11 protein-coding genes are annotated in these 12,875 nt (G+C 45.6%); 5 read left to right on the top strand and 6 right to left on the bottom strand.

Annotated elements, in window-relative coordinates:
* Positions 1 to 335 precede the first annotated feature (335 nt).
* Together E4U03_RS11545 and E4U03_RS11540 are read right to left on the bottom strand one after the other, a co-directional pair.
* On the bottom strand, positions 336 to 1,484 hold the full coding sequence (locus E4U03_RS11545; protein WP_135013878.1) for an MFS transporter: 1,149 nt from the start codon (positions 1,482 to 1,484) through the stop codon (positions 336 to 338).
* Complete coding sequence (locus tag E4U03_RS11540) at positions 1,465 to 3,180, bottom strand: YcaO-like family protein (RefSeq protein ID WP_135013877.1); 1,716 nt, start codon at positions 3,178 to 3,180, stop codon at positions 1,465 to 1,467. Before E4U03_RS11540 ends, E4U03_RS11545 begins: the two co-directional genes overlap by 20 nt.
* Positions 3,181 to 3,969: 789 nt before the next feature.
* Between E4U03_RS11540 and E4U03_RS11535 the strand changes: the two genes are divergently transcribed.
* The gene (locus tag E4U03_RS11535) at positions 3,970 to 4,563 is read left to right on the top strand and encodes a recombinase family protein (protein ID WP_135013876.1); all 594 of its coding nucleotides are present in this window, start codon (positions 3,970 to 3,972) and stop codon (positions 4,561 to 4,563) included.
* A 1,050-nt stretch (positions 4,564 to 5,613) separates the two neighbouring features.
* On the opposite strand, the gene E4U03_RS11530 is transcribed toward E4U03_RS11535, so the two are convergent.
* On the bottom strand, positions 5,614 to 6,411 hold the full coding sequence (locus tag E4U03_RS11530) for a hypothetical protein (RefSeq protein WP_135013875.1): 798 nt from the start codon (positions 6,409 to 6,411) through the stop codon (positions 5,614 to 5,616).
* A gap of 854 nt (positions 6,412 to 7,265) precedes the next feature.
* Here E4U03_RS11530 and E4U03_RS11520 point away from each other — a divergent pair.
* Positions 7,266 to 8,225 carry a hypothetical protein gene (locus tag E4U03_RS11520; protein ID WP_135013874.1) on the top strand — a complete coding sequence of 320 codons (960 nt, stop codon included), beginning with the start codon at positions 7,266 to 7,268 and terminating at the stop codon, positions 8,223 to 8,225.
* 625 nt (positions 8,226 to 8,850) lie between these two features.
* Here E4U03_RS11520 and E4U03_RS11515 read toward each other — a convergent pair.
* From E4U03_RS11515 to E4U03_RS11505, 3 genes are all read right to left on the bottom strand, one after another.
* The gene (locus tag E4U03_RS11515) at positions 8,851 to 9,066 is read right to left on the bottom strand and encodes a plasmid partition protein ParG (protein WP_135013873.1); all 216 of its coding nucleotides are present in this window, start codon (positions 9,064 to 9,066) and stop codon (positions 8,851 to 8,853) included.
* 3 nt (positions 9,067 to 9,069) lie between these two features.
* Entirely contained in the window at positions 9,070 to 9,657 is a 588-nt protein-coding gene (locus E4U03_RS11510) for a ParA family protein (RefSeq protein ID WP_135013872.1), read from the bottom strand.
* Positions 9,658 to 9,831: 174 nt separating this feature from the next.
* Positions 9,832 to 10,821, bottom strand: coding sequence for a hypothetical protein (locus E4U03_RS11505; RefSeq protein WP_135013871.1), 990 nt, complete (start codon positions 10,819 to 10,821; stop codon positions 9,832 to 9,834).
* Between the two features lie 441 nt (positions 10,822 to 11,262).
* On the opposite strand from E4U03_RS11505, the gene E4U03_RS11500 reads away from it, so the two are divergent.
* From E4U03_RS11500 to E4U03_RS11490, 3 genes are read left to right on the top strand one after another with little or no spacing between them, the layout of a single operon-like run.
* Entirely contained in the window at positions 11,263 to 11,769 is a 507-nt protein-coding gene (locus E4U03_RS11500) for a helix-turn-helix domain-containing protein (protein WP_135013870.1), read from the top strand.
* On the top strand, positions 11,769 to 12,326 hold the full coding sequence (locus E4U03_RS11495) for a PIN domain-containing protein (RefSeq protein WP_135013869.1): 558 nt from the start codon (positions 11,769 to 11,771) through the stop codon (positions 12,324 to 12,326). The genes E4U03_RS11500 and E4U03_RS11495 overlap by 1 nt, the downstream gene beginning before the upstream one ends.
* A gap of 33 nt (positions 12,327 to 12,359) precedes the next feature.
* Entirely contained in the window at positions 12,360 to 12,767 is a 408-nt protein-coding gene (locus E4U03_RS11490) for a hypothetical protein (RefSeq protein ID WP_135013868.1), read from the top strand.
* Positions 12,768 to 12,875 lie beyond the last annotated feature (108 nt).

The raw sequence follows: 12,875 nt of genomic DNA, 5'->3' as shown, positions 1-12,875 counted from the left end.
TCGGCCAGTAGGCGTAGGGCTCTTGTTTTGAGTTCTTGGGGGTATTTGGTGGGCATGGGTGAAGTTCCTTTGCTCTTTTTTGTTTGTTTCCAATGTACGGGGTCGGAACTAAACCCAGTACATATCAACCTGGCGTGTGTTGCATTCTGGTTTTCGGCGTCCGTTAGGTTTTTATGGGCGGGCGTTTGCGGTGGTGTGGGGGTTGGTGTTTTATGCTGCTGGTGGGACTTTTGAATAAGCCTCAAGTACGAGTTTTACCAACCCAGCCCCACATTCTGTCGTGCCCCGGTCATCGACATCGACCACATTTTTGCGCCGAATTACGTCGACCTATATTATTTAATTTCAATGTACTTACGGATAGAAAAAATATAGATTAATATTATTAGGTAAGATATGGAAGATACGAGGATTGCAGACCCGATGTTTATTTCAGATGCTAGAAAACCTACCAAAGGCGCAATTAGTAGAACAACTGCCGAGTCTAGTAGAGAAACAATTGATGAAGCCGAAGCTCTAATCGAATTTTCTATTTTAGAATGAAATTCTCCGTAAGAAAAAATAGTAATCATTGCTTGTCCAAATACATGGAATCCAAAAAATAGAACTGCTAATAATGTTTGTTCAATAATTGAAAACAATGCTACTGCAATTATATTATAAACGCATATCGTGTAAACTGTTGATTTCGATATTTTGATGCTCCTAAGGAAGGGCGAGGCTAATGTTGCAAATAATTTCATTGCGAAAAATCCAAGAAATAGGTAAAGAAGGGACTCCCTTCCTATCTTTATCTGCCATATAATGAAAGGGGCTACCGCGGCAGAATTTACAAGGATTAGGAGATAAGTAGTCTTTTCCTTGAATACAACGTTTAATCCAACTAAAAAATCTTTGAGGGGAACCTGTGTTTCCTGAGTAACTTTGTCCTCTAGAAAAAATATTGTGATTAGAGATAGTGCAAAAAATGAAATCGCGAGAGCCCAGATGCCCTGCGGATAAATATGGTATATACCTATTCCTAGTGCACCTGAAATAAGAGCAGTTAGAGAAGTTATAAAATAGATTTTTGAGTAACCCAAAAACATTACTCGATCTGACCCATTATCTCTAGGCATATTATTTAAAATAAGGGCCTCTGACGATCCGCTTGAAGCTGCATACCCTACTCCTGCGACTAACTGTCCGAACAAAATCCAGTATATATTCCCGTCAATAAAAAATATTGTAAAAGAAATAATCCTTAGAATATTTGCTATTTGCAGCGATTTTTTATTTGAGTAGTTATCGAAGTAAATTGCGAAGGGTAATTCTGCAATGGCAACACCTATATTAAAAAGAGATGCCATTAGGGATATTTCCCAGATGGAATAACCTGAAAAATCCCAATACAGGTTATCCGTTGCAGAGAAAGCTCCAACACCTGCGACAGAGAATATCAAATATAAAAATGGTATGTTTTTTTTACATAAAAGTTGATTCATTATATATAATTTCTCGAAAAGGGTTATTTATGAGTAAAGAGAAATCGTAAAGCCGATTGGAATTTTTGTAAAATTCGCTATCGAGAGAATTTATTTCGTTACCTAATGATTTGACTATAGATATATTTTCATCTGAGTGTAGAATGTAGTAGAAGAATTTAATTCCCTGTTTATAAGAATCCAAGAATAAGTTTCCAAGTGAAGGTTCCGTAAAATCGAGATAATTTTTATTATCAAGGGTTGGTAGTGAATCTGTGAAAAAGTTTTTGAACTTTTTGATAGATTCCCCAGAATGCCATAAGCGTCTCATATCGAAATCGTCTAAATCTATAGACTCCCCCGTATCGAGCGAATCTAATATTTGTATACATTCAGAAAAAGATCTGTAAATAGCTTTTTCTAAGCTATGTGAGGCACCTGTCCCTCTAGCGGTATGAGACTCATTCGTTTTAGCATTATTACGCATGTAGGTAGTCTGTACTACATGTATATTGAAGGGGGACTTTAATAACTGTATAAAAAATTTGCCTTCCTTTTCTAAGGAGATCAAATTATTTATTTGATTAGGTATAAATTCATTTGGTATGGCAAATGGTGTAGCATCGGTTCTGCAATAAAACCAGAAAGAATCTCGTTCAATAAGTTCTAGTATACCTTGAATGATAGCTTCTTGGATATTGCTTCCTGATGCAGCACCATTCGTGCTTGAAGTAGTAGCAGATATATAATTTTCAGGCACCTCATCTGGGCAAAATATTAAAGATCTTGGAGCAAGTTCTGTTTTATTTGAAAATAAACTTTTCACTTCGGCATATGGCCACTGCGTTTTATAAGGGTTAATTTCTTCTAAGCTTCCTGGCATAATTGCTGGTAGCTTAAAGTTATTTATAATATTATTTTTCTGTTTCTCCTTTAGATCTTTGGGGAAGGTATCATTAGAACACCTTAAATCAAGATAGTATCTTTCAAGGCCTTCGCCTAGCCAACTAGCAAGAGACTGCTCAGAACTATATCCTTTTCCTCCGGCAGTTTCCAATTTTTCGATAGATTCTCCTGTATATATAAAGCTATTTGTTAAAAATATACCTCTATTATTTTCTTGTCCAGGATTTGCTAATATTGAACTATAGCCGATTGCGTATCTGTTATTCTTAATGAAAGAAACTGGGGATAGATGTCGAATTCCTGAAGTGTTATCTGATGTAGTTTTTTTATTTATTACTTCGAGTATAGACTTTTCTCGTGCATCCTTCCAGGTAAATTTTTTCTTTTTAGAGCAGTGGGGGCATCCAGGGAGAGGGAAGACTACACTCCAAGGTTGCTCTGAAAAATTTTCTGTATAAGAGAAAGGGATTCTATGTTTTAAAGAAAAAACAGATACTAAAGTTGCATATCGACTAAATTTTTCAATTTTGCATTTATCTACTTCTGTGTATATTTTGTCAATTAAGGAAATTTTAGTTTCTGCACAAAAAATACATGGGCTTTCAAATTCTATTGGAAAAGATATAAAATTATCATGATTTGTGGCTGATTGGGAGTGGTAAAGTGCTGATATCTCGTCACCTATTATAATCTCTTTTAAGCCGTTAGGTGTATACTGTATACAATTTTCAATCTCTTCATAGACTTCTCTGTTTATGGGCTCCAGCTGAAGTTCTGTACATATGTATTTATACTCTAAATATGTATCCATCTTTATTTCTGTATCTAATTTTTAAAAAATAAAATGCAGGGAGAAGAATTTATCCCCTCCCTGCATTAGTATTACCTAGTTTGAAGCGTAGCTGTTCTTAGACTGACGAGTAGCAACCTGAGGTACGGACTTCTTAACGATAATTCCGGTAAGCATAATCTGCTCCTTATGTATTTTTATAGCCGATCTGATTGAGGCTTGTTCATAAGGGTAGGTGAAACAGACCCACAGCGAAGCTGCTAGCTCGGCGGCTAGTGTGAATCGCCTAGTGAGCGAAGCAAACCAAGCGAGAGGGACGCAACGGGCGCGGGCCTGCGGAACCCCTTATGAATAAGCCTCACTATGTCTAAAATCATAGCATATGATTTGCGTTGCCTACTGGTATGCCGTGGAAGTTATCGGCTCATCTGTGGTTCCCTCGACGCCCCAACACCCCACGAAACCTGCCGTACACTTTGCTGCTCCTGTTCATTCCTACGCCGAGCAACCCTCGCCACACGCTGCTCCTGCTCAGAAGGCTTCTCCAACAAACGCACCGGCAGACCACCACGACCAGCCACCACAGAATTCGTCGCAACAACCCAACCAGCCACTGTGCCAGCGGCTGAACCCAACACCCGCACAGACCTCTGCGCCGCCTCCAGCTTCTCCCCAGCCCGAGCCGGTAACAACGGTTTCGGTACAGCAATAACGAGTAACCAACACGCCCGAACAATACGTACCGAAAACCTGCACCGAAAAGGTGCCCTAGCCCCACACGCTAGGGCACCTTTTCGATACCCTCAAACCATGAACCCAACCACCAAAATCGGCTACGCCAGAGTATCCGCCCCAGACCAATCCCTCGACCTCCAAACACAAGCCCTCGCCCAAGCAGGCTGCTACCAAACCTACGCAGACCACGGAGTCACCGGCCGCACCATGGCCAGGCCACAACTTGAAGCCTGCCTCAAAGCACTACGCCCAGGAGACACCCTCGTCGTCTGGAAACTTGACCGTCTGGGCCGGAACGTCAAAGGACTTTCAGAACTGCTCGAAACACTCGAAAACAAAGGAGTCTTCTTCTCCTCTCTCACCGAAGGGATAGACACCTCTACTCCGGTAGGAAAGATGATGTTCCATATCATCGCTTCACTAGCCGAGATGGAATCCAACCTGATCTCTGAACGCACCCGGGCAGGACTTGCTGCAATGAAGGCTAAGAATGGAGGTAATGGCGCGGGTCCCGGTCGGCCTTTGAAGTTATCGGTTGCTCAGCGGGGGCAATTGGTGCGGATGCGTTCGGAGGTGAATCCTCAGACTGGCAGAGTGTGGAGCCTTCGGGAGCTCGCAGCTTTCTTTGGGGTAGGAGTCTCGACAGTAGTGAGGTGCTTGGAAAAATAAGTGTCTTGAGTTCAAGACTCTTAGCCCTCTGCTGTGTCTGCTCTCTTCGCTCAATAACCTACAACGGAACCACTGCCATCTGTTTTAGCGTCTACGTACTGGGCAAAAACGCTGGCCGACTCATCTACCGACTCCAAACATCACAAGGAATTTAAGCTTTGTCTACGAGACTAGCAGTGCTAGGCGAGACCGCAACCAAAGAAGCCCGGTTCGCCGTACACATCACACATACCCAGACAAGGTGATTTCAATCTTCATGATGGGGTTTCTTTCTCTCGTGATTTTTTCTCACGGTATCGGGCGCGGGTGAATTTTTGGGAAACAAGGGGTGGCTGTGACCCGTAAAGAACCCCGTACAGATACCCGTCAACATATCTGTACACCTTGCCCCTTGATATTCTGAGGCAAAACAACCCGTCCCAGCCGACACCACCCGCCCTCTTCGTCCCTCATCTGGTGGGTGGTGTCGGCTGGGACGGGTCTAGTGCTGGGAAATCTAGGTGCAAGGCGTAAAGAATCAAGGCGGGCTGGAAGCGGATTTATAGACGAAATCAGGAGCAGAATTGCAACTGAAAAACAGAAGCCCAGCGCGTGGATTTAACAAAAATCTCACGTGCTGGGTTCCTATGAAGAGTACTTAGTCCATTGGGTTATGCTTCGAAAAAGACCTGTTGTAAGAACGAGAAGCTGTTGAACTAGTGTCTGAACTGGGTAAGGGCTACATGCAGTAGCTGTTATGTATAATTCCTAGATTTTCATCAGAGTGCTACGAGCTCTGGTCTACAGCCAATCGCTCTACCACTCCTACTAGTATCAAGGCCATCAAAAGCCCAACGAACCCTGGTATCACTGCCCCCACCGGGTCCTCCAGTACAACATTAGGTAACAGTGCTACTAAACTCACTCGAACACCTATCATGACGGCTAGTGCACTTGCCAGCGTTATGACAACTGTTCTCTTCGAAGCACCACTAAAAAACTGTCGAGTTTTGGGGGACTTGGCTTCGCTTTTTATCCCTAACCAAGTAAGCATCTTTGAATCCTATCGATTTATAGGTACTGGTATACAATTCCGCCCAAGCAGGTTACTGCGCCAAGTACGCCAATGCGACGCACAAGGAATTTGACGGCTTTATCCCAGCTTTTGAAGGTCGCTTCAAGAACTCCCCATACAGTAAAAGTTCCGGGCTGTACGCCAAGGCAACCTGCAATTACTTTTTTGATATGTTCCCTAAGCGTCGGATCAGCAACGATTCCGTAGTCGAAGCTTTCATTATGTTCTACAACCTGAGTAATCGTGTTTCCGTCAATGGTGAAATACGTGGGAACGGCGTCACCATCGGCATCGTAGGCCCAGGGGGCATCAACTGACGCGACAATATTTGAGTTTGCGTCAAGGGCATCAATTCCGCCGTCTTCTCGCATTACTAAGCTGGTGTACTCTCCAGTCATCTCAAATGAGTATGCAGTAGGTGCATCGGGTGAGTCGATTTGAATTACAGCCCGTGAATCACCGCTCTGGAGGTTTTCGTAGATGATGTTATGGTCATCAGCTACTGTTGCTACTTTCCCCTCAACGTAGGTAGCTCCTCCTGAATTGGTTTTTAGGCCTACGCTCCCATTTTGGAGCTCAGAGCTATTTCCATCTGTGGCCACGGTTGGATACGAATCCACGGAGGCTTCAATATTTCCATAGCTTTCGAGTGTCTCTAGGACTTCGAGAGATTGGGAAATCTGTCGTTCTGTTTCATTTTTTGACAGCTCAGCAGCTTCTGCAGGTACTGCCATGCCAATAGTTAGAGTGCTGGTGATTGCCAGCAACAGGGTGGATGAAAGTGCTCGTTTCATCTGAGTTCCTTACACGGTAAGGTATGTGTGATTTACACTATAACGCAATGTGATTTAGGTGTCAACTATTTGCGCATGTCAGACCCTTGTCTGCAAAAAGTTTAAGAGTGAACCATTGTCTGCAATGATAGAAGTTGATGAAAGACCCACAAATCAAACAAATCAGGCAGTCAATCAATCAACCAGCGGGTCTTTCTCTGCTCAGAAACCAAGAGCGCACCGCTAACCAAGACCCTACGGGCAGACCTACACAAGTACGAGTTTTACCAGCCCAGCCCAACATTTTGCCGTGCCCTGGTCATCGACATTGACCACATTTTCGCCTCCAGTTTCGTCTTTGACTTACCCCGCGAAATCTACCCTCACGCCGTGGTTTTTACAGCCCAGGGCGTACAAGCTTTCTGGCTCATTGAGGGCGTTCCCCTGACCAGTAAAGCCCACCAAGCCCCTATCCGGTTCGCGAGGGACACCGCCGAGCTTCTACGCCGTGCCTGCGCCGGTGACCCTGCGGTAAACGCTCTTGCCCCCTCAAAGTGCCGTAACCCGCTCTATGAGGGCGCAGAGGTCGTTTACCTGGCTGATTGCCCGCCGTACGCCTTTCCGATATGCGGCACCCGAAAACCAAATTACCACTACATATAGTGCCACATATAGATAAAAACACTATATATAGTTAAAAATAGCGCTTGTTAATCTCCATGGTAAAATCGATTCAAGATACAAAACGAGCCCCACCCAAGGTTCAGGTAAGGCTCGCAAAGTTGTCTGGAAAACACTTAGAATCTTACCGCCTTCGTATCTCCTTATCAGGCAACCCTGCCTGACGAATCAATCACTTCACTCAGGAGATGTATATGCAAGTTACTGATTTCTATAACATCACAGAGGAAGATCCTCTTTTCCTCAACGTCCATGTAGACCGAGATAATCTTCTCTATCTGGACCCTTTTGCAATTCGCCAAGAAGCCAAAAGGCACCCCTCTGACTATGGCGAGAGCGCCGTAGCTTGTATGAAAAGCTTCTTTGAAACCGTTGCAGCCTGTGCAATCTCTACGAGAGCTGGAGATCAGCTAAGGGGAGAAAGACTCCTTCAAACTTTCAACGAACCTAGCGAAACCCGTCTCGGGATGTCTAAGGAAGGGTACCAAGGTAAAGGTGCCGCCTTACAGAAAGGTACTGAGATTTGGAATAGTCTGCGTACCGATGCGCAGGGGCTGCTGAACGTGGGAATCTTTCACATGTTAGAGGAGTTGCCGGTTTTTGTTGATGGAGTAGGGGCAGATGTGACATCAGACCTTACTACTCGTATCATCTTCGAGCCTTTAGCTCTTTTTACTCAGAAGATGCTCGCTGAATACCCTCAACTTACTAGCGGAAACCATAAGATAGAAGCTATTCATCGAAACGTATGGGACTCCCAGACTAAAACCTGGATGGAGAAGGAATTTCTTCTTCCTGTAGCCGACAATCACCCTTTGCTTCTTGTTCCCCGCAACTGGGCACGCGCTTCTGTTGTTCTTGATTACGGGGGGTTCTATCAAAAGGGTGTTCTTACCTATGCTCAACGGCAGCACAGTGTTGTTCTGAATGACGGAAAAATTTTACGCCCCTCTAAAAAGAACCTCTCGAAGCAGGAAAGGTATCAGCGTGGGCGTAAGACTGTCATCGCCGTCGTGCAGGAAGCTGCGCGTGAGAATGAGTTGATTTTGCAGGATTTCAAGCAGATGCTTGAACGTGATTTCTCATTTTACTCACGGGAAAAGCTTGCTGAGGCTTTAGCTAAAGAGCCGGGGGCGCAGGACTATGGTCACTAAGATTATTCGTCCTGTTCAAGGGCGGATTGAGGTAAGAGGGCTTCCCAAAAACCGTAATCCGGCCGTGTCTAACAGACAATGGTTTAAGGATTCACTTCAGAGGCGTATTCGGCCTATATGGATAGCTCATGCACCTCAGGAAACTGGCTATGGCCATTGGGAAATTGCCCGCCCTCATCTACAACCAGTGATAGAGGCAATTGTTCGTAGGGAAGGTGAAGTTCTTCTGGAACTACACTATAGAACTAACGAAAAATGTGACACGCGTTGCCAAAAGGCTAGGGGCTTCGAGTGCGTATGCTCATGTTTGGGCAGAGAGCATGGTGGTGGTGAGGGTCGGCGGTGGATTCCGGCAGGAGACACTACTTTGATACGCCTCGGTGACGAAACTGTAGAACAGGTTTTGTTAACCTACGACGACTTGTTTCCTAGAGGTTGACTCTGAATAAAGAAAGCAGGAGCATCTGAGGCAGCTTCCCTCCCCTGCTAAGTACGGTAGCATTGCTGATCCCACCCTATCTCCAAGAGTAGGATCAGTAATGAATCATGTCAGCAACCTCATGCCGCATACTGAAAACAGCAATAAGCCATCTATCTGTATATACAGATAGATGGCTTTACATATTTATAGATTGTCAATATAAACACTAATCAGCTCTGTAATTGTGGTTCCATTCTGACTCGCATAGGTCTTCAACTTCCGATGCCGCTCCTCATCCAACTTAATCGTCAGCTGCTTCTTCAGCACAGGATTTCCTGCCGCGAAAGACTTCTTAAAATCAGCCTTAGCCACCGAAGCAGGCACAGCCGCACGGGTCATTAAATTCTTCTTCTCACTCATGTTTTACTCTCCAATTAGATTCAGTAGTTCAGCAGCGACCTGCTCATAACCTGCCAGGTCTTTAGGGTAGGTATTGGCGTTGTTCTTAATAGCCTCTAGGGTCTTGATAGGGGTATCGAAAACAGCGATCTTAGCGTCATTCAAGGCTTCTAGGGCTTGGTGGTAGCTGATTGTTCTGGGGTTTGCGTGGGTGAGCAGTACGATAGCTGGCAGGGTTGGTGGGATGGAATCAAGGGTGGCCCAAACTCGTGCCATATCAAGACTTGCTGGTTTGGTGGGGATGATGAGCATAGCGCTGCGGTTAGCGGCCGCGTCAAGAACTTGACTGTTTCCCGGTGGGGTGTCAATGAGAACGAAGTCGGCGGTACTTGTTTTGCGGGTAATTTCGCGGTGGTTTACTGAGGCGACGCTAAAGGGTAGCGGGTTCCCGTTTTCTTCGGTGATGTAGGCCCAGTCTGTTGCTGATCCTTGAGGATCAGCATCCCAAAGCTCTACTGAGTATTGGGGGGCTAGGGCTTGGGCTAGGTGTATGGCTGTGGTTGTTTTTCCCACGCCGCCTTTGCTGTTGAGTATGCCAATGTAGTAGGTCATGTATATCAGTATAGCTGTTTTTACAGTTTACTGTAAGTACAGTTATACAGATTTATGTTTATGTGTTTTTACATTTGCGCTTGTCAAAAGCATTATAGGAACTACGTTGCACACGATGAGCAACAAGCCACCGTTCCTTAGAGCATCAAACCCAGATAGCTTAACTACCTTCTATTAGCTCTCAGCTAGCTGAGCCTGCTCAGGGTATAGCCGTGCAGCCTCCGCTACCCCCTTAAACTTCTTCACCTTCAAATACTCACGCATCAACCGAACCTGGCTCAGACCCCGCACAGGCACAACCTTCGGCCTATTCATCTCCTCAAGAATCTGCTTCTGCTGCGCAATCAGACGCTCACGTTCAACCTCAGCCTGTTCACGCCGAATACGAGTAGGAGAAGAAGGCAAAGAACCATCATCGCACTTCCAGGCATTGACCCTAATATGCAGCCAAGCCAAGATTGAGCGCATACCACCGGCACCACGTGTTTGGTAAACAATCCCCTCAGAATCCTCTTCTAAAGCTCGAATGACATCTTGTACACACCACCCAGCGGCAAAAATCTTACTCAGGTGCTTCACAAGAAGCACAGTAGGTACCTTCCGTAGATCCAACACCTCTTTCTTGAGCCGTTCAGTCGCTGCCCAACGGTCAGCAGCAGACTTAACCACCGCTGTCAGAGGAAAATTTTTGCTGCTGTCCTTTAAGGACTTAATAGATTTCTTAAAAGTTTTTAAGGGGTGGACATTTTTAACAGCAGGTAGAAGCAAGGTGTAGATGGGCGCTTCGTTAGCCTGGGTCTGAGAGTGGGCTGCGGACTTGCCAGGGCGCACTACAGCGATTAAGCCCTTTGTGATGAGTTGGTGGATGTAGCGTTGGATGGTTTTGGTGCATTTTCCGATGTGAGAGGCTATCTCGTGGTAGGTGAATTGGGCTGTGTATTCACCGAGTCGGTAGCGGTAGGCGATGTAGTGAACGATTTTTTGGGCTGTTTTTGTGGTGGTCGCTGAGAGCGTAGAAAAATATTTCTCTCTCACGTATTTCAGCCATGGCAAGGCGTTTTCTGGTGAGTAGGTGCCTGTGGGGCGGGCTTTGATGAGTTCAAAGGGTGTGGCGTTGGCCCGTGCTCTTGCGCTACCCCTGTGTGGTGCTGGTAAGCTATACACAGAGACTCCTTCTGTGTTTCACTCGCATTAGTTGTTTCCTAACCGGGTGTCAATCATTCTTGGCGGAACGTGACATCCCATATTCTTACGGAAAGCCCCTCCGGCAGGAGGGGCTTTCGTTATTTAACAAATCTCTTGGCCACTACTCTACTGCATCTTCTTTCCAGTCAGTGCTCTATGACGTACTCGCAGTAGATGATTCTTGGGCTTCGGTAGCGCTGCCACCTGGTGCAAAACCCTTCTGAAGACAGTTTTGCTCCAGTGAAAGCTCTATTAGATGGACCTAGCGACCAGTCGGCATGAGCTTTTGCGCTGCGGCCGCTTATCTCTACAAAGAGCAAAGTGGGACCTTACCGTAAATTGAGACGCTGGTGTAGGCAACAGTGTACGTATCTTCAGCTAAAACATTTCGAATATTTCGAATAATGCTACAGTAGGGATATGACCACTACTCAGCAAAACCAACGTTCCACCCTCGAGCCATCAACCTTCAACGAAGCAGACCTCGAACTTCTTTCAGCCTTCCTCCACCGCGCCCCCAGCGGGATCGAGCGAACCCCACCAGCACTTCTATCTCCAGACGGTAAAAAACAAGTCATTCCCTTCCCTATCTACGAAACTCTCACTGCTATCGTTGATGCACTAACACGCAACCAAGCTGTATCCATCATCCCTACCAACACCAAACTCACTACCCAGCAAGCAGCTGACTACCTCCAAATCTCCCGGCCTACCCTCATCAAAGCCCTTGAAGCTGGAGCTATTCCCTTCACCTTGGTCGGCCGCCACCGGCGAGTACTTCTCACCGACCTTATCCACTACGAAGAAAATCTACGGGCAAAACGTAAAGCCTTCCTCAAAGAACAAACACACGAATCAGCAACAGAGGGTAGCTACTTTGATACCCCTGCGAGTTTCGACACCCGCCCCTTTACTGAGGAATCCTGATGTCTGGGTTCCCTGTTGTTTTAGATGCCTGCGTTCTGTTGCCTATGGCAACCTGTGATTTGCTCCTGCGCATAGCTGATGCTAAAGAGTACAGGCCCTTATGGTCGCAGAATATTTTAGATGAGGTAGAACGAAACTTGCAGACAAGTCTTAATCTCACTGCTCCTCAAGCCCAAAAGCGTGTAGGCAACATGCGTCGGCATTTCCCCGATGCTGAAGTTCTTGGGTATGAGTCGTTGGTTCCTCAGATGTGCAATCACCCTAAAGACCGGCATGTTTTAGCGGCCGCTGTTCGAGCTAACGCGGATTTGATCGTGACCTTTAATCTGAAAGATTTCCCCCAAAGTGCCTTAGATCCATATGACATTGGTGTAGTACATCCTGATGATTTTCTGTGCGATCAGTTTGATCTGAATCCCCCCAAAATCAAGAGCATTGCTGAGGAGATTGTGAAAGATATGAAAAATCCTCAGATTACTCATAGCCATTACCTCCAGGGGTTACGCAAGGTGGGGTTATCAGATTTTGCTGGGGTTCTTGAATCAAACGGTTTCTAGTCAGCGAGCTATCTGTAGAAAGATGATATAAAAGTGCCAGCTAACTTTAAGATCAATAAATCTGCGGTTGAGAAACTCACTCGTAATCTCCAGCGTGAATTCGACAAGACCCCAGTCTCCATCCCTGTTCAAGGGTATTTAGAAGTATCAGGACAAGACAAAAGTCAGAAGCCTGACTCTGCTCCGACTATCGTTAACAACTACCATGCTCCAGTTGTTACCAACTACGGTAATCGAACGCAGATTGCGTGGGGTTCTCAAAATATTACTCAAACTAGCGAACATCAAGAGAATGTTGCTACTGGATTTGAGGAGTTCGCGCAGGGACTTGCACAAGTTCTCACAGATATCGATACATCACCTATCGCTGAAGAAGAAAAGCAAAAATTCAAGACGATTGCAGAGCAGACCCTTCAAGAAACTGATATGTACTGGCTTTAGTTCCGACAATTATAAGACCACTAAAGCACCATCAACCACCTCCTGCGGAGTCCGATAACCAAGACCCTGATGCAACCGACCAGCATTCCACCAAGCAACCCAAGACGC

It is taken from the genome of Rothia nasimurium (genome assembly GCF_004569295.1).
Classification (GTDB): Bacteria; Actinomycetota; Actinomycetes; order Actinomycetales; family Micrococcaceae; genus Rothia; species Rothia nasimurium_B.
Note: the sequence above shows the minus strand (reverse complement) of the source record. Positions and strands in the feature narration are given on the sequence as shown.

Bases quoted from the DNA above. Each gene is read 5' to 3' on its own strand.
- E4U03_RS11545 (WP_135013878.1), bottom strand. From the start codon at position 1,484: ATGAATCAACTTTTATGTAAAAAAAACATACCATTTTTATATTTGATA.
- E4U03_RS11540 (WP_135013877.1), bottom strand. From the start codon at position 3,180: ATGGATACATATTTAGAGTATAAATACATATGTACAGAACTTCAGCTG.
- E4U03_RS11535 (WP_135013876.1), top strand. From the start codon at position 3,970: ATGAACCCAACCACCAAAATCGGCTACGCCAGAGTATCCGCCCCAGAC.
- E4U03_RS11530 (WP_135013875.1), bottom strand. From the start codon at position 6,411: ATGAAACGAGCACTTTCATCCACCCTGTTGCTGGCAATCACCAGCACT.
- E4U03_RS11520 (WP_135013874.1), top strand. From the start codon at position 7,266: ATGCAAGTTACTGATTTCTATAACATCACAGAGGAAGATCCTCTTTTC.
- E4U03_RS11515 (WP_135013873.1), bottom strand. From the start codon at position 9,066: ATGAGTGAGAAGAAGAATTTAATGACCCGTGCGGCTGTGCCTGCTTCG.
- E4U03_RS11510 (WP_135013872.1), bottom strand. From the start codon at position 9,657: ATGACCTACTACATTGGCATACTCAACAGCAAAGGCGGCGTGGGAAAA.
- E4U03_RS11500 (WP_135013870.1), top strand. From the start codon at position 11,263: ATGACCACTACTCAGCAAAACCAACGTTCCACCCTCGAGCCATCAACC.
- E4U03_RS11495 (WP_135013869.1), top strand. From the start codon at position 11,769: ATGTCTGGGTTCCCTGTTGTTTTAGATGCCTGCGTTCTGTTGCCTATG.